The sequence below is a fragment of the Terrimonas ginsenosidimutans genome (genome assembly GCF_022012415.1).
Classification (GTDB): Bacteria; Bacteroidota; Bacteroidia; order Chitinophagales; family Chitinophagaceae; genus Terrimonas_A; species Terrimonas_A ginsenosidimutans.
Window position 1 is genome coordinate 213,974 of record NZ_JAKLTR010000013.1, and the last position, 25,495, is coordinate 239,468.

At 46.7% G+C, this 25,495-nt stretch carries 19 protein-coding genes; 10 read left to right on the plus strand and 9 right to left on the minus strand.

Annotated elements, in window-relative coordinates; translation table 11 throughout:
• Positions 1–562 precede the first annotated feature (562 nt).
• The 3 genes from LZZ85_RS19580 to LZZ85_RS19590 all read right to left on the minus strand — a co-directional run bounded on the left by LZZ85_RS19580 (position 563) and on the right by LZZ85_RS19590 (position 4,761).
• Positions 563–1,702 (minus strand): hypothetical protein, encoded by a 1,140-nt coding sequence (locus LZZ85_RS19580; protein WP_237875047.1) that lies wholly within the window; start codon positions 1,700–1,702, stop codon positions 563–565.
• Between the two features lie 183 nt (positions 1,703–1,885).
• On the minus strand, positions 1,886–2,674 hold the full coding sequence (locus tag LZZ85_RS19585; RefSeq protein WP_237875048.1) for an alpha/beta hydrolase: 789 nt from the start codon (positions 2,672–2,674) through the stop codon (positions 1,886–1,888).
• A 113-nt stretch (positions 2,675–2,787) separates the two neighbouring features.
• On the minus strand, positions 2,788–4,761 hold the full coding sequence (locus LZZ85_RS19590; protein ID WP_237875049.1) for a KUP/HAK/KT family potassium transporter: 1,974 nt from the start codon (positions 4,759–4,761) through the stop codon (positions 2,788–2,790).
• Between the two features lie 366 nt (positions 4,762–5,127).
• On the opposite strand from LZZ85_RS19590, the gene LZZ85_RS19595 reads away from it, so the two are divergent.
• The 5 genes from LZZ85_RS19595 (at position 5,128) to LZZ85_RS19615 (ending at position 11,433) form a co-directional block, all read left to right on the plus strand.
• A complete protein-coding gene (locus tag LZZ85_RS19595; RefSeq protein ID WP_237875050.1) occupies positions 5,128–6,648 on the plus strand; it encodes a hypothetical protein in 1,521 nt (506 codons plus the stop codon).
• 199 nt (positions 6,649–6,847) lie between these two features.
• Positions 6,848–7,840: a hypothetical protein gene (locus tag LZZ85_RS19600; RefSeq protein WP_237875051.1), complete on the plus strand. Its 993-nt coding sequence runs from the start codon at positions 6,848–6,850 to the stop codon at positions 7,838–7,840.
• A 352-nt stretch (positions 7,841–8,192) separates the two neighbouring features.
• Positions 8,193–8,867 carry a phosphoribosylformylglycinamidine synthase subunit PurQ gene (purQ, locus tag LZZ85_RS19605; RefSeq protein ID WP_237875052.1) on the plus strand — a complete coding sequence of 225 codons (675 nt, stop codon included), beginning with the start codon at positions 8,193–8,195 and terminating at the stop codon, positions 8,865–8,867.
• Positions 8,868–8,969: 102 nt separating this feature from the next.
• Complete coding sequence (locus tag LZZ85_RS19610) at positions 8,970–9,422, plus strand: protein-disulfide reductase DsbD domain-containing protein (protein WP_237875053.1); 453 nt, start codon at positions 8,970–8,972, stop codon at positions 9,420–9,422.
• A gap of 67 nt (positions 9,423–9,489) precedes the next feature.
• Positions 9,490–11,433 carry a protein-disulfide reductase DsbD family protein gene (locus LZZ85_RS19615; protein ID WP_237875054.1) on the plus strand — a complete coding sequence of 648 codons (1,944 nt, stop codon included), beginning with the start codon at positions 9,490–9,492 and terminating at the stop codon, positions 11,431–11,433.
• Positions 11,434–12,180: 747 nt separating this feature from the next.
• Here LZZ85_RS19615 and LZZ85_RS19620 read toward each other — a convergent pair.
• Entirely contained in the window at positions 12,181–12,762 is a 582-nt protein-coding gene (locus LZZ85_RS19620) for an RNA polymerase sigma factor (RefSeq protein ID WP_237875055.1), read from the minus strand.
• A gap of 292 nt (positions 12,763–13,054) precedes the next feature.
• On the opposite strand from LZZ85_RS19620, the gene uvrA reads away from it, so the two are divergent.
• Complete coding sequence (uvrA, locus tag LZZ85_RS19625; RefSeq protein ID WP_237875056.1) at positions 13,055–15,907, plus strand: excinuclease ABC subunit UvrA; 2,853 nt, start codon at positions 13,055–13,057, stop codon at positions 15,905–15,907.
• Between the two features lie 533 nt (positions 15,908–16,440).
• Positions 16,441–17,091, plus strand: coding sequence for a T9SS type A sorting domain-containing protein (locus tag LZZ85_RS28685; protein ID WP_237875057.1), 651 nt, complete (start codon positions 16,441–16,443; stop codon positions 17,089–17,091).
• Positions 17,092–17,308: 217 nt separating this feature from the next.
• Here the strand turns inward: LZZ85_RS28685 and LZZ85_RS19635 are convergent, their stop codons facing one another.
• Together LZZ85_RS19635 and glyA are read right to left on the minus strand one after the other, a co-directional pair.
• The gene (locus LZZ85_RS19635; protein WP_237875058.1) at positions 17,309–17,728 is read right to left on the minus strand and encodes a DUF4293 domain-containing protein; all 420 of its coding nucleotides are present in this window, start codon (positions 17,726–17,728) and stop codon (positions 17,309–17,311) included.
• 171 nt (positions 17,729–17,899) lie between these two features.
• Positions 17,900–19,177, minus strand: a complete 1,278-nt coding sequence (gene glyA / locus LZZ85_RS19640; protein WP_237875059.1) for a serine hydroxymethyltransferase — start codon at positions 19,175–19,177, stop codon at positions 17,900–17,902.
• Between the two features lie 273 nt (positions 19,178–19,450).
• Between glyA and LZZ85_RS19645 the strand changes: the two genes are divergently transcribed.
• The 3 genes from LZZ85_RS19645 to LZZ85_RS19655 all read left to right on the plus strand — a co-directional run bounded on the left by LZZ85_RS19645 (position 19,451) and on the right by LZZ85_RS19655 (position 22,021).
• Positions 19,451–20,443 (plus strand): sugar phosphate nucleotidyltransferase, encoded by a 993-nt coding sequence (locus LZZ85_RS19645; RefSeq protein WP_237875060.1) that lies wholly within the window; start codon positions 19,451–19,453, stop codon positions 20,441–20,443.
• 157 nt (positions 20,444–20,600) lie between these two features.
• On the plus strand, positions 20,601–21,545 hold the full coding sequence (locus LZZ85_RS19650) for an NAD(P)H-dependent flavin oxidoreductase (RefSeq protein ID WP_237875061.1): 945 nt from the start codon (positions 20,601–20,603) through the stop codon (positions 21,543–21,545).
• A 71-nt stretch (positions 21,546–21,616) separates the two neighbouring features.
• Positions 21,617–22,021, plus strand: a complete 405-nt coding sequence (locus tag LZZ85_RS19655; protein ID WP_237875062.1) for a carboxypeptidase-like regulatory domain-containing protein — start codon at positions 21,617–21,619, stop codon at positions 22,019–22,021.
• A 261-nt stretch (positions 22,022–22,282) separates the two neighbouring features.
• Here the strand turns inward: LZZ85_RS19655 and LZZ85_RS19660 are convergent, their stop codons facing one another.
• From LZZ85_RS19660 to LZZ85_RS19670, 3 genes are all read right to left on the minus strand, one after another.
• Entirely contained in the window at positions 22,283–23,152 is an 870-nt protein-coding gene (locus tag LZZ85_RS19660) for a V-type ATP synthase subunit I (RefSeq protein WP_237875063.1), read from the minus strand.
• Positions 23,153–23,824: 672 nt separating this feature from the next.
• Positions 23,825–24,862: a patatin-like phospholipase family protein gene (locus LZZ85_RS19665; RefSeq protein WP_237875064.1), complete on the minus strand. Its 1,038-nt coding sequence runs from the start codon at positions 24,860–24,862 to the stop codon at positions 23,825–23,827.
• Between the two features lie 15 nt (positions 24,863–24,877).
• Positions 24,878–25,396, minus strand: coding sequence for a hypothetical protein (locus LZZ85_RS19670; RefSeq protein ID WP_237875065.1), 519 nt, complete (start codon positions 25,394–25,396; stop codon positions 24,878–24,880).
• Between the last annotated feature and the right edge of the window lie 99 nt (positions 25,397–25,495).

Below are 25,495 nucleotides of genomic sequence, written 5' to 3' on the forward strand. Positions count from 1 at the left end.
GTAGCTCACGATTTCAATCCAATGTCGTTTAGTTAGCAGCCCCCGAAGTAGCGCGGCGGACGCGGCGATACGCGGAGAGCGCAACGAAAATACAAGATTATCCATGGCTGTTTTCGCTGCGTCCGCAGCGTATCGCCGCGTCCGCCGCGCTACTTCTACGCCAGGCAAACCTTAAGTTGACGTGCCGTGAGGTAGGCCGGGACAAATTGGAGGTTGCTGGCAGTCATTATGATCGAATATCCAGGTACAGGGTATTGACACCAGTAGGTATATGTATTTTCGGCCAACGGCCATCGATCATCGGCCATCGAATGAACTTTCGGGAAAATCCTTAACTAAACGACATTGGATTGACATCGTAGGGAAATAAACTATCTGAAGGAAGCAGAAGCCCGTCGAAAAATTTGGGTAACGATCAGCCCTTCGGAAGATTTAGAGGGGTCAGGGATTCACCTTTGCAATGAATACATCAGTATTGGTAACGCAGATGACTGTCTCTTACCAGTAGATCGCGGGAACCTACGCCGTTCAAATAAAAAAGGGAGGCGAACCTCCCTTTCTGTCAGAAAACTCTGTTATAATAATCGCTTATCCCGCACTGCGCCTTATTCTGTACATCCGCCATGATCACTCTTATGATCTCGTCATTATTAGGAGGGAATTGTTCCCGCTGGTTCAGCAGCCTTTTATCCTCTTCGCTCAGCGCCCTTTCATCCCCGGTGTACGTGGAAAATGTATATACCCAGCGATAATCAGCACGGTACGTATCACTCCATAAATGGCGGCGGTCAATATCATTGATCAGTGCCTGCAGTAATCCATCGGCCTGTAGTGTGCGTGTGATGGTGGTGATCTTTGCTTTTACAGTTGTATACTCCCGTTTTACTGAATCCGCTTTGAAGACGATCTCTTTGGTCACGATCTGCTTACTTACTTCCCGCACATTTCTTTCATCCCGGTATCGCCCGATGTTCACATCGCTGAAACGCAATTCCACTGTATTGTCCGGACGAACCTGCGCCGCTTCATTGGCAGAATAGAAACGAAGGAAAGACGCGCGGCTGTTATTATTCAGGTAACGGAGGATATCGTAATTGAAATTGTTGAAATCATAAGAATAGGAGGTGTACTGGTAACCAAATCTGGTCAATGGCTGTATCACCACATTTGTAACCGCATTGGCATACGCTTCATCCATTTTTTGTTTGATGGAAAGATCGCCGGGCTTCAGCGCCAGCGCCCGCTGGAATTCACTGTAAGCATCCCTGAATCCTTTTTTGGTATTCTGATCCATCAGCTCCATACCCCTGTCAACACGTGCGTTGCTGGCTTCTTCCTGGTAAGTATTCATAAAGGAGGAATAATCCGTAGGCTGCACTACTTTGTAAACAGAAGGTGAGCGCCGGATCGATTCATAAAGACTTTGCAGGCTGGCATACTCCCGGTAAATATTTTCAAAACGCAGGTCGGAAGTAGTACCCGCGAAGTTCCTGATATTCCTTTCGTGATCCTCTATTGCATAGCGATAAGCATTCTGAAGAATGTCCAGCGTAGCGGCGTCATCCGGTTTCTTGCTCAGCTTTTGAGCAGCCAGTGTTACTGCTTCGTCATAACGACCCTGCTGATAGATCTTGCCAAGGTTCTTGCAGGAAGAAAAGGCAAACGCCAGTAAAAGGAAATAAGTGTAGAGTTTCAGTTGCATAAGATCCGTTTTATATTGGACGGGGCACGCGAAAGATAGTTAATTCAGTTGCCACTAATTAGAGAAAACTTAACAAGTAAAAGCCCGCTCAAGGGCTCAGTTCTTCTGGTTGTTCTTCCTGCTTCCCGTGTCATCTTTCCGGCGGAAAGGAAGGGCAGAGAGGAGATTAACGGAGAAAATGGTTTAATATTTCAATATGTCCCGTACAAAGTTGTGGTATTCATCAAACTTAGGCAGGTTATTATGACCGCCACCATGGATCCTGATCAGCGTGATCTTATGCGGGTTCAGTTTTTGTAAACGTTCGCTATGCTTTATCGGGATCAGCAGATCACGTGTTCCATGGATTATATACGTATGGCAATTCACTTTCCGGATCCATTTGTCTGTTCTCAGGTGATAACGCAATACGTACCTGACCGGGAGGATCGGTAAGAAACGTTCAACCACTTTCCTGAAATTATAGTAGGGGGCATCAAGGATCAGGTAGCGCGGCTTATTGTCTGAGGCGATCTTGCTGGCAAAACCGCTTCCGATACTGCGGCCATAAACAATGATATGATGTTCGGCATATTCCTTCAGCAATGAATCGTACACGAACTGCATGTCCTTCATCATATCTCTTTCACTGCGCTTGCCGGTACTTTTTCCAAAACCACGATAATCCACCAGCACCACATCATAATTGTAACGGTAGAAGTCCCGGGCATATTTTGACCAGCCTTTTATACTTCTGCTGTTGCCATGAAAATAAAGGATCAGTCCCGAAGGGTTTTCCCGGTGAAAATGCAGTCCATTGATCCGTACGCCGGGTTCTACATCAAAGAAATATTCCCGGAACGGGATATCGTATTTGAACTGGAAATCCTGCGCCAGCTTTTCCGGTTTGAAGATAAATTTCTCCTGCAGGAAATAGGCGAGGCCTGAGAGGACGGTGATGCCGGTTAGTATGTACCAGACGAATGTTGGCAAAAGGGGGAGTTAATTAAAAATTCAAAAGTAAAAATTAAAAAAAATAACCTGAAGAAAAGGGATTTCTTCAGGTTATCAGGCACTATTTTTTAATTTTACTTTTGAATTTTTAATTAATCCTCCACCCGCCTCAATCTTAAATTCGTTACGGGTGCCACTATGAGCGGGAATTTCTCCACCGTCACATTCGCGACGTCGAGTCCAAAACCTCTTTCTTCGGATAGGCTGTGTTCTTTCAGCCAGAAATGCAGTTTCATGATCACCCGCTCAATGAACGGCAGCTCATTATCCTGGCTCAGGTACTTTTCCATTACCATGAACTGGAAGTCGCCCACCGTATTACTGCTTGCCAGGCTTTCGTAGCGGCTGATGATGTTCACTTCTTTATTGGCGACAAGATCTTCCACTACTTTACGGAACATCAGGTTGATTCGGGGTTCCATTCTGAATCCAAGGCGGAAATCGATCCGGATGATATCGTTCGGAATAATATGGTCTACCTTATACTCGCAGGTATACGGGTCATCAAGTGTATCCACGTGCACGAACCAGTAGATGTCGGCGCGCTTGGGTTTCCTGTTGAGGATCGAATAGATGATCTTATGTTCGATCTCTTTCGGATTATTGGCACTCGTCAGGTAGATCAGGTGAGTGGCGTATTTGGGAACAGCCCGGTCATTGCTCAGCTCCTGGATCTTGGGGATATAATGTTCCATCCGCACAAATTCCACGTACCGGTTCTTGATCTTTCTTGCCCGGTACCAGACATACATCACCAGGAACATCAGGCCACCCACGATCAGCGTGATATAACCTCCATGAACGAACTTATCCATCAGTGCGATGCCGTAACAGAGCTCAACGATGAAATAGCCGATCAGGAAAATATAGATCCAGAGTGCCTTGATCCGGTGCAATACCAGGTAATTGGCAAACAGGATCGTGGTGGTCAGCATCGTCATAATGATGGCCAGGCCATAGGCCGCCTCCATGTTTGAAGACTTCTTGAAGTAAAGAACAACCCCAACGCAGCCGACGAACAGCAGCAGATTTACAGCCGGGATGAACAACTGGCCTTTTTCTTCCGATGGGTAGCGGATCTTCACTTTTGGCCACAGGTTAAGACGCATCGCCTCGCTGATGAGGGTGAATGCGCCGGAGATCATGGCCTGGCTGGCAACGATCGCCGCTGTTGTGGCGATGATCACGCCGGGAATGATGAACCATTGCGGCATCAGGTCATAAAAGGCATTGATCCCTTGTGAACTCTTTACCGCATCGGTGATCACCATGCCGCTGCGTTCTTTCAGCAGGTAAGCGCCCTGTCCGAAATAGTTGATCAGCAGGCAGGCTTTTACGTATATCCAGGTCGCCCGGATATTCCCCCGGCCGCAGTGCCCCAGGTCACTATACAATGCTTCGGCTCCCGTGGTACAAAGAAATACCGCACCAAGCAGCCAGAATCCGCCGGGATATGTCCGCAGGAATTCGATCGCGTAATAAGGGCTGAGCGCTTTGAAAATGGCGAGGTCATCTGATACGTGTATCGCTCCCAGAACAGCCAGCATGGTGAACCAGATGAACATCACCGGTCCGAATATCTTTCCGATGGAAGCTGTTCCGAATTGCTGAAGGAAGAAGAAAACGCAGAGGATGATCAGGACGATCACGACGATGGTGTCGGTTGGCATGCCACGTAGTGCGGGCAGTTCTTCCAAACCTTCGATCGCGGAGGTGATGGAGATAGGAGGGGTGATGATACCGTCCGCCAGGAGGGCTGCGCCTCCGATCATGGCAGGTATGACCAGCCACTTCTTTCGTCGCCGGACCAGTGCATACAGGGCAAAGGTGCCACCCTCACCACGGTTGTCCGCTCTCAGGATCAGGACCACATACTTGATCGTTGTCTGAAGCGTCAGCGTCCATATGATACATGACAATGCCCCGATCACGAGGCCATCGCTTACTTCCCTTCCCCCAATGATAGCATTGAATACGTACAGGGGAGAAGTTCCTATGTCGCCGTAAATAATTCCGAGAGCAATAATGAGTCCTGCGGCTGTGACTCTGTTAGTGGGTATTTTCACTATCTTTTTTTATTAAGCTGGTACAGACCTGCTTTCCGGGCTATATCGATTGCAAAGGTATATGCAAAATCTGCATATCGGCAAAGTCTTAATTTTTTGGGTCGATCAAAATATTTCGTTACCTGTTGCCCATTACCCGTTGTCCGCTCACTGTTCACCGGACAACGGAAATTTAATCCGGTTTTAATTCGATCAATTGTCTATGGACAGCGGTCAACGAAACTAATGTTAAAGCTACCAGACCGCGCAACTATTTCCCGCTAACATCCGTTCATGTAATCCTTGGGTTTCCTGCATCTTTGGGAAATAAAGGTTACCTTTTAGCGGGCAAACCAGTAATTTTAACGAGCAAAAAATCAGAATATTATGAAGGGTGGAAGATGGATTTTATGTCTTATCACGCTACTTGCCGGACTGTCAGCCAAATCTCAGCGGATCGTATACTCACAACCGGACCGTGAAGATTCCAGGCGCCTCAATTTTGAAGTCATCGGAAAAATGAACGGCAACTTCCTTATCTATAAAAGTATCAGGAACAAAAACTGGATCTCGATACTGGATAATGATATGAAGGAAGTGGCAAAAGTGGATCAGGACTACCTTCCGGACAATGACCGGGTGATCAATGTTGACTTTTTCCCATATGGCGATTTTGCCTATATGATATACCAGTACCGTAAAAAAAGTATTGTTTACTGCGCCGCAGCCAAGATAGATCCGGAGGGCAAAAAAATAGGAGAGCTGATCTCCCTGGACACCACACAGATCGGTTCCGGTGACAACAAGATCTACTCCGTCATCTCCAGCGAGGATAAGAGCAAGATCATGATCTTTAAGATCAATAAAAAGGATAGAAGGAATTTCATGACCACCACCATCCTGCTGGACGAAAAACTGCAGCTCATTAAAAAAAGCCGCCTTGCTATCCCCATGCAGGATCGTGATGATGATTATCTCAGCGAATTCCAACTCGATAATGAGGGAGACCTGATCTTCTCCAAGTTCAACAGGGTGAACAATGAAAACATCGGCGAAGCCGCCTTCCTCGTGAAATATGCCCAGTCTGATACGCTGCTGGTGCGTACGCTGAAACTGGACAAGATCTTTCTTGACGAGATCCGCATTAAACCGGATAACGTAAATAAGCGATTCTTCCTTACTTCATTTTACGTAAAACAAAAGCGTGGCAATACTGACGGCTATTATTTCTACATCTGGGATAAAGCAACACAGCAGCCGGTCATCGAAGACACTTTTGCATTCTCTGATGCACTTCGCCGTGAGGCACGTGGCAATTCAAGTATCAAAGCGGCCTTCAATGAATACTTCATCCGGCAGATCGTGGTGAGACGGGATGGCGGGTTCATCATCGCGTCCGAAGCATTCTACACCTCATCACGCGGATCATCCATGTGGAACAGGTACAATTACATGTATTCCCCGTATTTCCGGTCCTACGATTACTATTACTATTCCCCTTACTACAACAATAGCTTTTGGGGCAACCGCTTCAATGATTTCCAGAATACCCGGTACCAGGCCGATAATATCACCATTCAGTCATTCGACAAAAATGGTAAACGCGAATGGAGCAGTGTGATCACCAAAGAACAGTTTGATGACCAGTCCGACGACCTGATCTCTTACCAGATAATGAACACCGGTGGCCAGGTGCACTTCCTGTTCAATAACCTCGAAAGACGCGTGCAGCTGCTGACGGATTTTTCCGTAAAACCCGACGGAACACTGACCCGCAACCCAACCCTGAAAGATCTTGACCGGGGTTATGAGTTCATGCCAAAGTATGGAAAACAGGTTTCGGCCCGACAGATGATCATACCCTGCGTCTACAGGAATTATATCTGCTTCGCGAAACTCGAATATTGAGGAAGTCAAAACTCAACAGTAAAAATTTAAAAGGATCCCGGGACAGTAAGCCTGCTTACATTCCCGGGATCCTTTTTTGAAAGAACATGCCCGTCAGAAGTGAATGGGTAATTACCCTTGATTTAAAAGTCTTTATTGAAAGACCTTGCAGCTTTCCCGTTTTAATTTTTACTTTTGACCTTTAATTTTTAACTCTCCCTTGACCGGTTTATTTAAACAGAAAAGTCCCGCCAACCTCCTGCTGCTTTTGATCATGGGTATCGTGATCAAATGGCCGATGTTCGCCCACCCGCACCAGCCGGTATCAAGACCGGCGGATGGTATCTTATTCGATATGATCCTTGATTTTTTCGGCCCCGCCGGAAAATCATTCGATCTGTTATTTCCCCTGCTGGCATTCCTGCTGCTTTTTGTTCAGGCCGTAGTGCTCAACGGCTTTATCAACAATCAGCGGATGATGAATAAGGCCACCTACCTCCCTGGTATGTCTTATATGCTGGTGACATCGCTGATGCCGGAATGGAATTATTTTTCCGCGCCATTGCTGGTGAATACGATCCTGCTTTTTATTCTTTCCGGTCTGTTCAATGTATACAACAAGCAAAATGCAAAGGCCGCGATCTTCAATATCGGACTGGCCCTTGGCATCGCCGGTTATATATTCATTTCCTCCCTGATCTTCGTTCTATGGATCCTTCTCGCACTTGCGGTGATGAGACCATTCAGACTGAATGAATGGATGATCTGTTTGCTGGGTGTTACAACACCATTCTATTTCTATGCGATCTATACCGTCATTGATGGTACCTGGAGCTGGCAGGAATTTGTACCCCATATCACCCTCGGCGTGCCCTCTCTGAAACAATCGGCCTGGCTCGCCGGCAGTGTGTTCCTCGTAATGATCCCATTCCTGACAGGAGGATACTTTATCCAGGAGAATTTGAGACGCGTGCTCATCAACGTCCGAAAAGGATGGAGCCTCCTGCTATTGCTGCTCCTCGCATCGCTGCTGATGCCATTTGTAAACACCACAGGAACTTTTGAGAACTGGGTCATGGCCATGCTGCCGATGGCTGCATTCCACGCCTGCACTTATCTATATGCCACCTGGCGTCCATTCCCGGTGATCGTTTTCTGGATCACTGCCGGGTTTATTATCGCGTATCAGTATTGGGGACCAGGATGGGGATGAAGAAACTAAAGATTCAAAATTAAAAAGTAAAAAAGCGATTCGCGGGAAGGCAATATCCGGTTTTGCGGGGTTTTTATGCCTGGCTGGCGTAGGAGCTACGCAAAGGGCGCAAAGGGACCGCCAAGAGCGCAAAGAAGAACTTAGCGGCCAGCCTTTGCGGCCTTTGCGGGATCTTTGCGCCCTTTGCGATACTCCTACGCCCCGGCTATCCTGAACCACCTGTCCCTGGCGGGTTTCTCCGTACCACGGCTCTTTTTTCAGTTTTCAGTTTTTACTTTTTACTTTTCACGCCGTTTCCCTTTCCTGATGAACCCTCAATTTGTATCTTTGCCACTTACCATCAATTTAATACATGAAATTCGGCGTTGTTGTTTTTCCAGGCTCCAATTGTGACAGGGATATGTTTGATGCATTGAAGCATGACCTGGGCCAGGATGTGACTATGCTTTGGCATAAAGACAGGGATCTCAGCAAGTTCACTACAGAAGATTGTATCGTTCTGCCGGGCGGCTTCTCCTATGGTGACTATCTCCGCTGCGGTGCGATCGCCCGTTTCAGCCCGATGATGCAGAGTGTGATCGAGTTTGCGAACAAAGGTGGTAAGGTGTTCGGCGTTTGTAACGGGTTCCAGATCCTGTGTGAGTCAGGCCTGCTCCCGGGTGCGCTGCTCCGCAATGCCAACCAGCAATTTGTTTGTAAGAACGTGTTTATCAAGAACTCATCTGAGGAAGTGTTTAAAATACCGGTCGCTCACGGCGAAGGACGTTACTATGCCGATGAACAAACACTGAATGAACTCGAAGCAAATGGCCAGGTGATCTTCCGCTATTGCGATGAGAATGGTCAGTTCACTAAAGATTCAAACCCAAATGGCGCAACCAGGAATATTGCGGGGATCACTAATGCCCAGCGCAATGTGTTCGGCATGATGCCTCACCCGGAAAGAGCCTGCTCAGATATCCTGGGTAACACAGATGGCCGCCAGATCATCGAAACTTTATTGATGGCGAAACAACTGGTTCACTAAACCGTTCGTCTGTTTTATTGTTATCCTTCCAATAGGTTATTTTAACAATCTGAAATCACGCAAAAGTTTGATTTTTGCGTACTTAGATAGAAAAAAGGGATTATGAAGCAACTAGTTTTACTCGCATCGGTATTTTTGATGGCAACGATAGGCCAGGCTCAGCAAAATCCTGTATCCTGGGCTTTTTCTGCGAAAAAAGTAGCAGATAAACAATATGAAGTGCATATGACGGCCACCATTCAGAAAGGATGGCACCTGTATTCCCAGGTTCAGCCGGAAGATGCCGTAGCGATGCCCACTACTTTCAAGATCAACAACAATCCATTGGTTACACTGGAAGGTGCGATCAAGGAAGATGGTAAGCTGGAGAAGTTTCACGATGCAAAGCTGGAACTTTCTGCCAACCAGTTTTCCAATAAAGTGGATTTCGTGCAGGTGGTGAAGCTGAAAGCAAATGCGAAAACAAATGTTACAGGCGTATTGGAATTCCAGACCTGTAATGATCAGAAATGTCTTCCACCCAAAAAGGTAAACTTCACAATCGATCTCAACTAAAAAGATATTTTGTCTGTTAACAAACGGGTTCTCTTAGGGAACTCGTTTGTTGTTTAAATCCAGTTTCATGTCAAGGCTCACCGCAATCTTAACTGCATTCGTCTTTTTTCTCATTGCCTCTACGGTATCTGCACAGGATTCCACCGGCGCCATCTCCGGCTGGAAAGTAGAAAGTAAAAAAACGGGCGAAGGGGTATATGAACTCCGCTTTAATCTTCCTTCAGTTGCCAAATGGCAGATCTATGCACCCAACCAGGTGTTGCTGGAGATCAAAACGACGGAGCTGCAGTTCCCTGATTCAAGCATACAGCAGCAGGGGGAATTTGTTCTTCCGGAAGCACCGCTGCAGGTGACCAGCCCGATCTTCGAAGACACGAAGATCAAGGTGTATGAAGGAAAAGCTTCGTGGACCGCTGTGATAAAGATCAACGGAACAGTCCCTTCCAAACTGCAGGGCACTTTACTGTATACTTACGGAAAAGAGAATGAATTCTATCCATCGACGCCGCTGCCGTTTACAGTGGAGCTGGAAGGGGGAGTGGATGCATCGGCAAAGATCAAGGTCGCGTCGATCGATATTAATAAACCGATAAGTGATTGTGGTGATGACGGCACTGTCAATAAAAGCATGCTGAGTATTTTCCTGCTTGGGTTCGCCGGCGGATTGGTAGCGTTATTGACGCCCTGCGTGTTCCCCATGATCCCGGTTACTGTGACGTTCTTTACAAAAAAAGCGCAGGATCGTAAAACCGGTGTCCGTAATGCCATCACCTATGGCTTTTTTATCTTCCTGATCTATATCCTGGTTACCGTTCCTTTCCATGTTGCGAATATCAATCCGGAGATCCTGAATAATATCTCCACCAATGTTTGGCTGAACCTCTTGTTCTTCGCGGTGTTTGTGTTCTTCGCTTTATCCTTTTTCGGATTGTTCGAGATCACTTTACCTGCGGGTTTGGCTAATAAAGCCGATTCAAAATCAAGCCTGGGTAATATAGGGGGGATCTTCTTCATGGCCGGAACACTGGCCATCGTGTCCTTCTCCTGTACTGGTCCCATCCTGGGAACATTGCTGGTGGGAGTAGTTGACCAGGGCGCCTGGCCGTTGACGGCAGGTGCTGCGGGATTTGGTCTGGCGCTCGGTCTTCCGTTTGCGCTGTTTGCCATGTTCCCTAACTGGCTGCAATCACTGCCGAAATCCGGCGGCTGGATGACTGACGTGAAAGTGGTACTTGGATTTGTCGAATTGGCGCTGGCCGTTAAATTCCTTTCCAATGCAGACCTGGTAAAACAATGGGGATTACTGAAACGTGAAGTGTTTATAGGATTGTGGATCATCATCGGTGTGCTGGTAACGCTTTACCTGTTGGGTAAACTAAGAATAGGGCATAGCTCACCGGTGAAAAAATTCTCTTTCGTCAGGATTGCATTTATCGTGTTGTTTGCTTCATTTACGATCTATATAATACCGGGACTGGGTAATCCGAAAAATGCGCGAATGAGCCTGATCAGTGGATTTCCTCCTCCGCGAACGTATTCATTGTATCCGCGGGACAATGCGATGTTCGAGCCGATGCATAATAATTATGCGGAAGCACTGGCGATCGCGAAAAAAGAGAACAAGCCGGTACTGATTGATTTTACCGGATGGGCCTGTGTTAACTGCCGGCGTATGGAAGAGAATGTGTGGCCCGATCCCCTGGTAGATAGCCTGATGCGTAAGGAGTTTGTAGTCGTATCATTATATGTGGATGAGAAGAACAAGCTTCCGTTACCAGAACAAACCGTAGTGACGCTGGCAAATGGAACAGAGAAGTCGATCGTGACCGTAGGAGATAAATGGGCCACCTTTCAGACGGAGAACTTCAATGCCACCTCTCAGCCGCAATATGCCATCATCACACCGGATCAGGTGGCGCTTACCAAAACGAAATTCTATACGCCCAACGCCGAAGAGTTTGCGAAGTGGCTAGAGTGCGGGTTGGAAGCATTCAAAAAGAAACAACCATAATCACATTTCATATTTTTTCAGGCCGCTCATTCAGAGCGGCTTTTTCATTTACAAGTTTTTAAGCGATAGCTGTCTGATCGGGCACAAAAAACGTGAGCAGGCCTTGAAGTGATATATGCTCCTTAGATACGACATTCTGGCATGCGAAGCCAGCTGATGTGTTGACTGATGATAATCATTTAGGGTCAAACTTCGCATGTTTTTAAAATGCTTCTTAGTCGTCGTTAGTCCGTCTCTTGGTCGTCCTTAGGTCGTCCAAAGTTTGACGGGATTTTAGGCAGTGAAAAATGGTGACAAGCTGACACACTGAGGGCGATAAATCTTTTGAGCGACTGGCCCAGGTTCCCTCCTCCGCTTCGCTACGATGGAAGGGCCGGCAGAAGTTTATGCGAGCGATGCTCATCCGGAACATTTCAACCCAAGCCATTTTGCAGACCATCCCCAACTTTTCAACATGATCCGCGATCTGTCAACCATGTTCATCAGTTGGTGGATCAGGAGATTTTCGTTGGCTGTTGTCCGGTGAACGGTCAACGAAAAGCCGCCTTTTCGCTCAAGCTGCAGCGGACAAAGAAAAACCCCGTTCCAACCGAAGCTAAAACGGGGTCAATTTGGTGTCATTCTGTAACAACCTGTTGCCAGGCAAGCAAGAAGAAAGGTTCGGAAAGAACGTTTCGGGTGCAACGGGAGAAACAGAATGACAATAAGTTCCTGCGTTATTGCGCGCAAATATACTGATACAACAACTTAGAGTGCAATTTGTTTTTGTACCATCAATTTTCTCAGATTAATTAATCCGTAGCGCATGCGGCCAAGAGCGGTATTGATGCTGCAGTCTGTTGCGGCAGCGATCTCTTTAAAGCTCATGTCAGCATAGTGGCGCAGAATGATCACCTCGCGCTGGTCTTCAGGAAGCCTTTCCAGCATTTCCCGTACGCGGCTATGACTCTGTCTTTTCATCATGGCAGTCTCAGCGCTGTCATCTGTAAAATTCAGCACCTCGAAAATATCTTTGTCTTCGCTATTGCGGATAGTAGGAGTTCTTTTGACTTTGCGGAAATGATCCACACAGAGGTTGTGCGCGATACGCATAGCCCATGGAAGGAATTTACCTTCTTCCGTGTAACGGCCACTACGCATAGTGTCTATAATGCGGATAAACACATCCTGGAAAATATCTTCAGCCAGGTACTTGTCCTTTACCAGGAACAAAATAGATGTGTACAATTTGTCTTTGTGACGGACAACAAGGGCCTCCAGGGCTTCCAGATTCCCATCCGTAAAGAGTTGGATGAGTTCATGGTCGGTTTTTTTGACTAAAGCTTTCATACTCCTACAGGTTTAGGTGGTAGTTAATGGATATTGGTTAAATAATGATTGGACTAATGGGAACAAACGGTAAAAACAGCTGTTAAGCTAAATGTGTAGAAGTATTATACGATAGGCGGGGTGGTTTTTTAGGTTGATCATTGTTTTAAGATATTGGTAAACTAAAAATAGAGCTTTTTTATAATTCAGCCAACAAAAGATCCCGCAAACAATAATTTCGACTACAAAAAAAATGTTAAGGATATTGCACGAAGTTTGCGACAGTGAACACTTTACAATCAACGGGACAATAATGGAAAAGACAATAAAAGGGAAAAATCCCGTTACAAAGAAGACCGTAAATTCCGCAGAAAACATCCTGATAAAAGGGGCAAGAGTTCATAACCTCCGGAACATTACGGTAGAAATTCCCCGGAATTCGCTGGTTGTCGTAACCGGGGTATCCGGATCGGGTAAATCTTCGCTGACCATTGATACGCTTTACGCGGAGGGCCAGCGACGCTACGCCGAAAGCCTGAGCGCCTATGCCCGCCAGTTCCTGAACAGAATGAATAAACCCGATGTCGATTATATAAAAGGGCTCTGCCCGGCTATCGCCATCGAACAGAAAGTTATTACCCGCACACCGCGCAGTACCGTGGGGAGTATGACAGAACTATATGATTATCTGCGACTTTTATATGCAAGGACCGGCAAGACCCTCTCTCCCATATCCGGGAAACAGGTGAAAAAGGATGATGTGACAGATGTGGTCCGCTCCATCTCCTCCCTGAAGGAAGGCGATCGCGTTTTTATACTGTCCCTGTTCAAACAGCATAAGAACCGGGACCTGAAAGAAGAGCTGAACATCCTCGTTCAAAAAGGATTTTCACGGGTCTACCTTAAAGATACTACCTCCAAAAGCGGAGAAACACTTCGTATAGATGACCTGATTGAGGTATCCGATAAAGAGCTGAAATCGACCCTAACGGGAAAAAGCAAAGAATTGTATATCCTGATCGACCGGATCGTGGTAAAAGATTTCGAAGAAGACGATCTCCACCGGATCTCCGACTCCGTTGGAACCGCCTTTTATGAGGGTGAGGGCGACGTATATATAGAAGTACAGGGTGATAAGAACCAGTTCCTGCATTATAATAACCGTTTCGAGCTGGATGGCATTGTGTTCGAAGAACCTGTGCCCAACCTGTTCTCCTTCAATAATCCTTTTGGAGCCTGCCCGACCTGTGAAGGATTCAGCCAGGTCCTCGGGATCGATAACGAGCTGGTGATCCCCGATAAGCGCCTGAGCGTATACGATGGTGCTGTTGCCCCCTGGAAAGGCGAAAAGCTGGGCTGGTGGAGAGAACAGTTCATTAAAGGCGCCAAGAAGTTCAATTTCCCTGTACATAAACCGATCGCGGATCTCACTGCCAGCCAGTACGAAACCCTTTGGGCTGGTAACGAACATGCCCTGGGCATCAACGCTTTCTTCAAGGAGGTGGAGCAAAACCTCTATAAAGTTCAATACAGGGTGCTCCTGAGCCGCTATCGTGGCCGTACGACCTGTCCCGATTGTAAAGGATACAGGTTGAGACAGGAGGCATTGTATGTGAAAGTGGGCGATAAGCATATTGGCGAGCTGAGTGAACTTCCTGTCAGGGATCTCAAAGTGTGGTTTGACCAGCTGGAAAAGAAAATGAGCGATCATGATAAACAGGTTGCAAAGCGTGTTCTGCTGGAGATCCACCACCGGCTGAAAACATTACTGGATGTCGGGCTTGGTTACCTGACGGTAAACAGACTTGCGAATTCGTTAAGCGGTGGAGAAAGCCAGCGTATACAACTGACAAGAAGTTTGGGGAGTAACCTCACCGACTCTTTATACATACTTGATGAACCATCTATCGGTTTGCATTCACGGGACACAACCAACCTGATCCGTGTCTTGAAAGAGCTGCGTGACCTGGGTAATACGGTTGTTGTAGTTGAGCACGATGAACTGATGATGCGGGAAGCGGATCATATCATTGACATGGGACCGCTGGCGTCACATCTCGGAGGCCAGGTGATCGCTGAAGGAAACTATGATTCGATCATAACAAATCCCAATAGTCTTACCGGCAAATACCTCAGTGGTAAACTGAAGATCGAAGTGCCAAAGAATCTACGCAAGTGGAATCGTTCTATTACAGTTGAAGGTGCAAGGCAAAATAACCTGAAAGACATTACCGTCGAATTTCCGTTGAATGTTCTTTGTGTGGTAAGCGGGGTAAGCGGGAGCGGCAAAACAACACTGGTCAAACAGATCCTTTATCCCGGCCTGAGAAAGATCAAAGGAGAGTTTGGCGATAAGGTTGGTTTTCATAAGGCGATCACCGGTGATATCGACAGTATCGGGCAGATCGAAATGGTGGATCAGAATCCCATTGGTAAATCATCGCGCAGCAATCCTGTCACTTATATCAAAGCATATGATGAGATCAGGGATCTGTTTGCCCGTCAGCCGTTAAGCAAGATGCGTGGCTTCCAGCCAAAGCATTTTTCCTTTAACGTTGACGGCGGCCGTTGTGATACCTGCAAGGGAGAAGGCGAACAGGTGGTAGAGATGCAGTTCCTCGCAGACGTACATCTTACCTGCGAAGCCTGCGGTGGTAAGCGATTCAAAGAAGAAGTGCTGGAAGTGAAATATCATGACTGCAGCATTTATGATATACTCGAAATGGGCGTGGATGATGCGATCCAGTTTTTCAGTGATGAAAAGAACCTGGCAAAAGCATTGCAACCATTGAGTGATGTCGGACTCGGTTATGTGAAGCTGGGACAATCATCCGATACGCTGTCGGGCGGTGAAGCACAACGTGTGAAACTGGCTTCGTTCCTGGGAAAAGGGAGAGCCAGCTCAAAGATCCTTTTCATCTTTGATGAACCGACAACGGGTCTTCACTTTCACGATATACAAAAGCTTCTTGCTTCATTCAATGCATTGATCGAGCAGGGGCATTCTATTCTGGTAATTGAACATAATACAGACGTGATCAAAAGCGCCGACTGGCTCATCGATCTTGGTCCTGAAGCCGGTGATGAAGGCGGGTCATTAGTATATGCAGGAAAACCAGAAGGAGCGAAGAAAGTAAAAGCAAGTCATACAGGAACTTTCCTGTAAACAGGTCTGGCGTAGTAGTATTGCAATGAGCGCAAAGTAGCCGCAAAGCCCGCTAAGTATTTACCTGCGTTCTTTGCGGCTACTTTGCGCTCATTGCGATACTACTGGCCGATACTGAATTAGCTTCACGACTATGGGATCAGGCCCGGCCCTGGTTCTCATTGAATCCGATCGTGGTTGACGCCCGGGTAGTCCGGAGCCTTGTTTCCCCTTTCTCTTCCCTCTCTTCTTAGCACTACAAAGAAACTCTTAACCCATTCGTTATTTAACCTTTTGCGGATCTCCCCTGCATCGTAAAAGCCCTATTCCTGAAAACATTTTCGGGGAATGCTTGCAATTTTTCCCTTTGCTGTATATGTTTGTTTCCGTTGTTTTCTTAAGTCGAGTCCTGTCCAGTTCTTCTGAAATCCGTACCGTAATATCCCCTTAGTGATCTATTCCTGAAGCAGGGAGTAATACGATGATCGCAGGCAATTCCGGTGTCATTAAAAGATCAAGAAGTTTTCATTTTTCACGTAAATGAGATAAAGCCTGTGGCAAGAATAATTTTCCTGTATTTGTTTTCCTGTGTATTTCTATTGTCTGCGACCGCGCAGAATCAAACGAATGCGACGTCTGATCTCGGAACCCTTCCTGTGATGTTTGACAGCGTGAGGGCGGTGGTGAAGAATGACCAGGTGCAGATCGCCTGGTGCAATCTTACAGAACGGGATGTAAGTTATTACCAGGTAGAGCGGTCACCGGATGGAAAGGATTTCAAACCTGTATACAGGTTTGAGCCGGCACATAATCTGAATGCTAAAGCCGTGTACTCATTTACTGATGGCAGCGCATTGCCGGGCAACAGTTATTATCGCATCAGGGTAATGATACAATCAGGAAGATTTGTCAGCAGTCGCATCCTGAAAGCCCGGACAGGCTTTTCGGATGCGGGTTTTTCTGTATATCCGAATCCGGTAACTGATGACCGGTTCAATATTACGCTGGCGGCCGTGCAGAAAGGAACGTACAAGCTACACCTGATCAATGGTGCCGGTATCTGTGTGCAAACTACTTCTGTCCATCTCCAGGGTGATGGTATTACGCAGGCGGTCAGCTTTCCCGCGGGTCTTAATGCCGGTACCTATATTATTTCACTGAAAGGGGATCATTATGCGGCGTCAAGTTTGGTTGTGAAGAAATAGGTTTCATAGGTTCGGGAGGTTTCAGAAGGTTAATAGGTTTAATAGGGTTTACATCGGATTGAGAAAGGTTATGGAGTTTGATTTCGTAACCTTTTTTGTTTTATGGAATGCGAGGCCTGGTGGTACTCTTGAACCTATGGGACCTCTCAACCCTTTCCAAAAGAAAAGCCCCGCCAATCATCTTTTGCGGGGCTTTCTATTTTCAAGGCAAATATCTTTAGCGAAGTTTATTGAGGCTCTTCACCAGTTTTTCGTCTTTAAGAATTCCGCGGGTTGCCATAATATAGCCGATCACCAGGCCAAGCAGGTAAACGGATGTTAAGGCGAAACGGCCGGACTCGAACTTTTTCGTTTCAAGAAAGTAGAGTATCAGGAGTATAACGGCAATGGCAATTCCTGCACCGCTAAGTTTTACCTGTGTTTTCCTGTCTTTGAACATAAAGATCGCAATTGCTCCCACCAATACAGAAATACCGGTTAGCACGATCAAAAGGAAGCTGCTGCCTGCCATCAGTTCGTCATATATCGGTGCTGCGTTCGCTTCAACTTTCTGACCTGTATACACCGGAAACAGGAAGCCGAGTATGGAACAAGCTACAGCCAAAAGTAACCAGAGTGTTTGCTGACGCTGTATCATGGGCGAGGGTTTTGAGGGTAAACTTATCGAAATAATGGGAATGTCTGGAACTGGATGTACAATAGTTTAAAAGTTTAATGGTTTAATAGTTTAAAAGTTAAGCAGTTGATCCCGGTGTTTTACTGTATTTCGCAACTATTAAACTATTAAACTATTAAACTTTTAAACTTTTTATAGCTCCGGATACAAGGGGAACTTCTGCATGAACTGCTTTACATCCGCCTTCACATCCGCGATCACTTTTTCATCGTCGATATTCGTCAGCACTTTATCGATCATAGATACCACCGTTTCCATATCGCTTTCATTCATGCCGCGCGTTGTGACGGCAGGCACGCCCACTCTGATACCTGAGGTAACGAAAGGTGATTTATCGTCGAAAGGAACAGCGTTCTTGTTGAGGGTGATATGTGCTTTGTCGAGTGTTTCCTGAGCTTTTTTACCGGTGAGGTTCTTATTGCGCAGGTCGATCAGCATAAGGTGGTTATCTGTGCCGTTGCTGATCAGGTCATATCCGCGGCTTACAAATGCCTTAGCCATTGCCTGAGCGTTGGAGATCACCTGTTTTGCGTATTTGGTAAAGTCGTCGGTCAGGATCTCTCCGAAGGAGATCGCTTTGGCTGCGATCACGTGTTCGAGGGGTCCGCCCTGTGTACCCGGGAATACGGCAAGATCGAGCAGCTGGCTCATCGTGCGGGTATTTCCTTTTGGATCTTTCACGCCCCAGGTGTTCTCAAAATCATGACGGAGCATGATGATACCGCCTCTTGGGCCGCGCAGTGTTTTGTGGGTAGTGGAGGAGATGACGTGGCAATGATCAAACGGATCATTCAACAATCCTTTGGCGATCAAACCGGCAGGGTGTGCGATATCAGCAAATACGATAGCGCCGATCTTGTCGGCCACTTCGCGGATACGTTTATAATCCCAATCGCGGCTGTAGGCAGATGCTCCGCAAATGATCATTTTGGGCTTTTCTTTCAGCGCTTTTTCTTCAAGCTGGTCATAGTCCACCAGGCCGGTTTCTTTTTTCACGCCATAGAAAATGGCTTCATAGTTCTTTCCGCTGAAATTGGCGGGGCTGCCATGGGTAAGGTGTCCTCCCATGCTCAGATCCAGGCCGAGTACTTTATCGCCGGGCTTTACACAGGCCAGGAATACGGCTGCATTCGCAGACGCACCGCTATGCGGTTGCACGTTGGCCCAGCTTGCATTAAAAACCTTCTTCAGGCGTTCGATTGCCAGGGTTTCGATCTGGTCGACGATCTCACAACCGCCATAATAGCGCTTGCCAGGGTAGCCTTCTGCATATTTATTGGTGGGAACGGTGCCCATCGCCTGCATTACCTGCAGGGAAGTAAAGTTTTCAGAAGCAATAAGTTCGATACCGTGACGCTGGCGGTCCAGCTCCTGGTCGATCAGGTCGAAGATCTGGGTGTCTCTTTGCATGAAGAACGTTTAATGGTTTAAAGGCGAAAACGCAGGGAATTGTGTTTAAAGTTTTAAGTTTTAATGGTTTAACTGTTAACAGGAAGAGTACTCCGGCAACTTTTAAACTTTAAAACAGTGAAACTTTCAAACGATTTTTCCGGTGCTTTGCCGCCGCAAAATTACGTCGGCAGCTCATTTAAACCTCGCCGGGGCGGATAAGTTTTTGTTTGCGGTAAAAATCATTACTTTCGTTGGCTTTTAAATTTTCAATTAAAAGTCCCTTACGGGTAAATGAAGGCAATAATACCAGTAGCGGGCGCGGGAACCAAACTGCGTCCTCATAGTTACACTCAACCAAAGGCACTGATCCCTCTTGCGGGTAAGACGGTGTTAAGCATTATCATCGACCAGATGTTAGAGGCCGGTATAGATGAATTTGTGTTCATCGTCGGCTATCTGGGTGATAAGATCCGGGATTATGTGAAGGCAAAATATCCCGACCTCAAAGCACATTATGTTCAGCAAATAGACAGGCAGGGGATCGGCCATGCGATACAGATCACCAGGGAAGTGGTAAATGATGATGAGGTGATGGTGGTGCTTGGCGACACGATCTGCGATTACAATGTCAAAGCAGTGGTGGAGAGTGACTGCTCCATGCTGGGCGTTCGCAAAGTGGATGACCCCCGCGAATTTGGTGTTGCGGAGATCGATGAAAATGGTTTTATAGATCATGTTGTAGAGAAGCCGCATATTCCAAAGTCTAATATGGCGCTGGTAGGGATCTACAAGATCAAAGAAAGCCAGCAACTGTTCCAGTGCCTGGAAAGCAACTACATGAAAGGATTGCGTACACACGGAGAGTATAGTCTTACAGATGCACTCGATTGTATGCTGAAGCAGGGGGTAAAGTTCAAGCCATTCAAAGTAGAAACCTGGTTTGATTGCGGCAGAAAGGATACTTTGCTTGAGTCTAATGCAACTTTGCTGAAAAAGTTCGATGCGCATAATACTATACAACATCAGTTTGAAAACACCGTGATCATTCCTCCGGTAAGTATCGGCGAAGGATGTGATATAAAAAATTCGATCATCGGTCCGGATGTAACGATCGGAGAAAATACCCGGATCAATTATTCTATTGTGCGCAACTCCATCATCGGATCCTTCTCTAATCTTTTTGATATCGTACTGGAGGCATCCATCATCGGAAGTGATACAGGATTGAAAGGAGAGACGAGGACGCTGAGTATTGGGGATAATACGAATATTGATTTGGGGTAGGAGGTTTCGAAGGTTTGATAAGTTTCATAGGTTTTACATCTGATCGGGAGAGGTTATGGAGTTTGATTCGTAACCTTTTTCGTTTTATGGAATGCGAGGCCGGTGGTATTATGGAAACCTCCCAAAGCTCTCCCCCCAATGACCTTATCTTTGTCTCATGACCAACCGCATCACCTCCCTTTTCAACATCGAATACCCTATCATTCAGGCCGGGATGATCTGGGCCAGTGGCTGGAAGCTTGCCAGTGCAGTGAGTAATGCCGGCGGACTCGGCTTACTGGGGGCGGGAAGTATGTATCCCGATATATTCCGCGAGCATGTCCGTCAATGCAAAGCCGCAACGTCAAATCCATTTGGTGTGAATATCCCCCTGCTTTACCCGGACATCGACAAGCACATAGAAATTATTCTGGAAGAGAAAGTGCCTGTAGTATTCAGCTCGGCGGGTAATCCTAAAACCTGGACAAAACTTTTGAAGGATAATGGTGTTAGGGTGGTGCATGTGGTCAGCAGCAGCAAATTTGCCCGCAAGGCTGAAGACGCGGGATGTGATGCAGTGGTGGCGGAAGGGTTTGAGGCAGGCGGCCACAATGGTCGCGAAGAAACAACTTCGCTGGTGCTGATACCGGCGGTGAAAGCGGCGGTGAGCATACCGGTAATAGCTGCGGGAGGGATCGCGACCGGCAGGCAGATGCTGGCGGCGATGGTGCTTGGGGCTGAAGGGGTGCAGATGGGCAGCCGGTTCGTGGCAAGCCAGGAAGCCTCTTCCCACCAGGCCTTCAAACAGGCGGTCCTTGATTCAGTGGAAGGTGATACTGTCTTAACGATGAAACAGTTGACTCCCGTGCGGCTGATCCGCAATGCATTTTATCAGCAGGTAATGGACGCTGAGCAACGTGGCGCTTCACCGGAAGAGTTGAAGACCCTGCTTGGCCGTGGCCGCGCAAAAAAGGGAATGTTCGAAGGAAATATGGAAGAAGGTGAACTGGAGATCGGGCAGGTGAGCGCTTTGGTTCATGATATTTTACCCGCCGGAGAGATCGTAAAAAAAGTGTGGCAGGAGTTCAGTGAGGCCCTCGGCAATCCCATTGGAAAACTGTAACTTTATTATATTGACCCCCGTGTGACAGACCTCGTGCTGCTTAAACCGTAAACCACTAAAACATCGCCTCCATGAAATTCAAAATTGTATTGCTGGCTCTCAGCCTGCTCAGTTTTGGGTTGGCTTATGCCAATACAGACCCGTCACCTTCCTGTGATACCAGGATCAAGAAGAATGATATTGAAGGATCGGTAGTGCATGCCGAAAATAAGAAGCCATTAAAGGATGTGAACATTACGGCCTATCTCATCTCCCGCAAAGAGAAAGCAGCGCATACAGATGAGCTTGGAGGGTATTCCTTTGATGCGCTCAAACCTGGAACCTATAAGATAGTATTTGAAAAAGCGGGATATAAAAAAGTAACGAAGGAGAAAGTGGTGGTAAAAGCGGAAGAACCTTTCCTGCTGAATATTGAAATGATCGAAAGCAAAGATTTTGACCTTGTTCCTTCGCCATTGCACTTTGCGGATTTTTAGGATGGCGAATCACCGATAAGATAGCAAAGCGGCCCTCATATTTTGAGGCCGCTTTTTTTGGCCTTTGTACTGATCAGCTGCATTCCCGGATGGTAATGGCGTAGTTGTATCGCAAAGGACGCAAAGAGAACGCAATGTTCGCTAAGCATTCTCTGCGCACTTTGCGTTCCCTTTGCGTCCTTTGCGATACAACTTTCATAAAACAAAACAGTCCGCATTACGCGGACTGATTGTTTTCATGGCTATGTCGGTAAGCGAAAATTATTGTCTGTCATCCTCGTCCATCTCGAAAGAACCTTCTGTCTTTTGGATATGCAGTTTCTTGTGTTTATCAAGAAAGGTTTTGTATTTGCTGTAGATCGAAGACGAAGCTTCTTTACCATTTACGATCAGCTTTCCGTCTTTATGACGGATGGTGTATTCGTCTTTTTTGTTCAGCAGCCCATCTTTTTCCAATCCGTCTACAAACGTCTTGTATTCACGGATCTCTTCTTTTGCTTTATCGATATCAACCTGTGCTTTGGCTAATTCTTTTTCCATTTCGGGGCGGATCTTTTCGATCTCTACTTTTGCTTTGGCAAGTTCTTTTTCGATCTCAGGGCGGATCTTTTTGATCTCTGCCATTGCTTTTGCAAGCTCCCTGTTCATCTCTTCAACATCTATTTTTCTGGCTGCTGCAATTTCTTTTTTTGCATCTTCCAGGTCTATTTTGATCTCATCCCAGTCCACTTTTGCGAGAGATGCCTGCACCTCTTCATGGATCTTTTCAAAGTCGATCTCTTTCAATGCTTTCTCCACGTCCGCGTTCACTTTTTCCATATCCACTGATGCCAATGCTTTTTGTGCTTCAAGGTGGAGTTTTTCTGCATCAATGTTTTTCATTGTTTCGGCAACGCTGCCCATTGCCTGTTCAATTATGGCGTGCAGGTTGATCTCGTCCAGCTGATTGAGAGCCTCATCAAGGTCTCGCACCTTTCTTTCTTTTGAAGGGACGGTATCTGTATAAGTTCTGAGATCTTGTTTTTTATCGGTTTGTTTATCCTGCTTTTTCCAGGAAAGCAAAGCAATTGCAGCAACAAGGATAAGGGCGACAAGCGAGAGGCGGCCGGCATTCTGTAAACGGGGTTTCATAACTGTTGATTTAAGGTTTAAGGTGTTCAACGAAATACTTCGTATCAAATATACGATCATTTTCGTATTATGGAACATCGTTAACCTTATTTAACATCGGGGGAGGTTTCAGAGGTTCCAGAAGCTCCTTAGGTTTCTAAGGAACCTACGCCACGCCATTATAATTCAATGTCGTTTAGTTAAACTGCAGCTTTGTATACAGGGGTCTGTTTTAGCTTTGAGGGCGTAAGGCCCCCTCTAAATCTCCCCCTTCAGGGGAGACTTTGCACATTCATTAAGTGACAAGTGATGGGCTACCGTGTATTCACATTTTTCCTTTTATATGACCGAATAATTTCTTGATAGCTTGATGGCGTAGAGGAACGCGGCGGACGCGGCGATACGCGACGTGCGCGGCGAATACAAAGTCTGCTATGGCTGTTTTCGCGGCGGACGTCGCGTATCGCCGTGTCCGCCGCGTTCCTTTACGTCATTCAAATACTTATGGGTACACGGTAGCCTGAAGGGGAGATTTGGAGGGGGCCTTACGCAAGTCAGGTTTGCAACGCTATCGCCAGCAAAGACAATCCTTACCTTAATGACATTGCCCGTCCGGGATGATGCACTGTTTGCCTCTTAAACGACATTGCATTATAATTGTCAGCACGCAAAATTTGGGTTACGATTGGCCCGTCACGCCCAGGTGCTTCCTTCCGTCTCCAGCTTCGCGATATACTGTTCGATGATCTCTTCGCCGGTGTTGAGCATGACGGTCATGTCTGCGGGGATAAAGTCGAGCCCGCCGGGGCCTCCGCCGAGCGGGTGATCAGGGCGGATGACGTGAATGTTCAGTGGAAGCTTATCCTGGAAGGGGTTGGGTGTGCGTGAGGTGGTGAAGTATTCGTCGATATCTTCTTTACTGATGCCGGCTCTTTTCATTTTCCGCTTCACCGATTCGATGTATTTGAGTGCTTCATTGTATTGCATGGGAATGACCATATCATTCTTTCCCACATCTTCTGTGAAAATGGAAATGGTCTTTTCAAGTACGCTGTAAATGTCTTTGTATTCTTTTGTCTCTACTTCTGTTTTTTCTGCGCTGAGAAGAATGGCTACAATCTCTTTCGCGCCATTTTGAATAGCCATTTCAATGCCTGCGTATTCACGTACGCCGCCATCGACATACTGGTAGAACTGATCAGGCGCTCCGTTGATCTCTTTATTCACTTTCACCGGAGGCATGAATACCGGCTGGCAGGCAGAGGCGAGAACGGCCTTTCTGAACTGCAGGGGTGTTTCGACTTTTCTAACGGCGTAATTATCGGAAGGCGCCTGGTCCTGATTGCTGTAGATAACCAGTTCACTGGTCTGTAAGCAGGTGGTGGCCAGGAAGACCTGTTTTCCTGATTGCTGCAGTTTGGAATAGAAATCATCTGAATAATGTTTTTTTACAAGCTCCCACAGGGGATCAACTCCCATGATCGAATTTTCGGAGAGGCGATCGCCGATGTTGAACTTCTGAACTATATCTGTGGTGTTCTGCGTGGTATATAATTCTTCCAGTTCATCGATCATATTCAATGCAGCGAGTGGTGCGATCAATGAGCCGGTGCTGGTTCCAACAAACATATCAAACGAAGAGTTGGGGTAATTCTTTCTAAGGTATTTGATGACGCCTACGGCGAATGCGCCTTTGGAGCCGCCGCCACTGATCACTAATGCTTTGCTCATGGTATGTTGGTTAAGTTAGTTAAACTCCTGACGGTCTTTTGCTTTTGTTTTGTTCAGCTTGATCCCGATGGCTGATTGAAACCACCAGCTGTTCAGTTTATAATCGCGATGCGTGGTAATGCCGATCAGCAGTTTATGCCCGAGCTCTACATAGGGCCCGCCACCAAAGAGCTGTTGTTTATCAGTACCCCATAAATGTTCCAACTGCACATGTATATTACCAAGGCCAAACAATTTTGTGCCCAGGGAAGAAAGCTTAAAGGCTGCGGATGGTCCGAAAAGACCACCTAACTTTTTATTATTGTACATCAGCATAGCTGCAGCACCAACGCGCAGCTTATGAGGGATCACTGCATATTGCGGAGCCAGTCCTAATGCACCTGTATAAATATCCGGGGAATAACTTTTGAAATTGGTGATCATCCCATTGGTGAGTTTCATTTGTATCTCCCATTCTTTGGGAAACTCCGTATCCTGGGCATGAAGATGTAATGCTGCAAAAAGGCAGCACATTGATAGGACAAGTGTTTTCATGTTAGCTTTTGTATGGTGAAGCTAACAAGCTATTGCATTAAAAAAAATACCACAATGTGGTTAGTGGGAATGGGTGAGTGGATGATCGTGGATCGTTGA

Bases quoted from the DNA above. Each gene is read 5' to 3' on its own strand.
- LZZ85_RS19670 (WP_237875065.1), bottom strand. From the start codon at position 25,396: ATGAAAACACTTGTCCTATCAATGTGCTGCCTTTTTGCAGCATTACAT.
- LZZ85_RS19620 (WP_237875055.1), bottom strand. From the start codon at position 12,762: ATGAAAGCTTTAGTCAAAAAAACCGACCATGAACTCATCCAACTCTTT.
- LZZ85_RS19650 (WP_237875061.1), top strand. From the start codon at position 20,601: ATGACCAACCGCATCACCTCCCTTTTCAACATCGAATACCCTATCATT.
- LZZ85_RS19655 (WP_237875062.1), top strand. From the start codon at position 21,617: ATGAAATTCAAAATTGTATTGCTGGCTCTCAGCCTGCTCAGTTTTGGG.
- LZZ85_RS19580 (WP_237875047.1), bottom strand. From the start codon at position 1,702: ATGCAACTGAAACTCTACACTTATTTCCTTTTACTGGCGTTTGCCTTT.
- LZZ85_RS19615 (WP_237875054.1), top strand. From the start codon at position 9,490: ATGTCAAGGCTCACCGCAATCTTAACTGCATTCGTCTTTTTTCTCATT.
- LZZ85_RS19635 (WP_237875058.1), bottom strand. From the start codon at position 17,728: ATGATACAGCGTCAGCAAACACTCTGGTTACTTTTGGCTGTAGCTTGT.
- LZZ85_RS19595 (WP_237875050.1), top strand. From the start codon at position 5,128: ATGAAGGGTGGAAGATGGATTTTATGTCTTATCACGCTACTTGCCGGA.
- uvrA (WP_237875056.1), top strand. From the start codon at position 13,055: ATGGAAAAGACAATAAAAGGGAAAAATCCCGTTACAAAGAAGACCGTA.
- LZZ85_RS19645 (WP_237875060.1), top strand. From the start codon at position 19,451: ATGAAGGCAATAATACCAGTAGCGGGCGCGGGAACCAAACTGCGTCCT.
- LZZ85_RS19665 (WP_237875064.1), bottom strand. From the start codon at position 24,862: ATGAGCAAAGCATTAGTGATCAGTGGCGGCGGCTCCAAAGGCGCATTC.
- LZZ85_RS19660 (WP_237875063.1), bottom strand. From the start codon at position 23,152: ATGAAACCCCGTTTACAGAATGCCGGCCGCCTCTCGCTTGTCGCCCTT.
- LZZ85_RS19610 (WP_237875053.1), top strand. From the start codon at position 8,970: ATGAAGCAACTAGTTTTACTCGCATCGGTATTTTTGATGGCAACGATA.
- purQ (WP_237875052.1), top strand. From the start codon at position 8,193: ATGAAATTCGGCGTTGTTGTTTTTCCAGGCTCCAATTGTGACAGGGAT.
- glyA (WP_237875059.1), bottom strand. From the start codon at position 19,177: ATGCAAAGAGACACCCAGATCTTCGACCTGATCGACCAGGAGCTGGAC.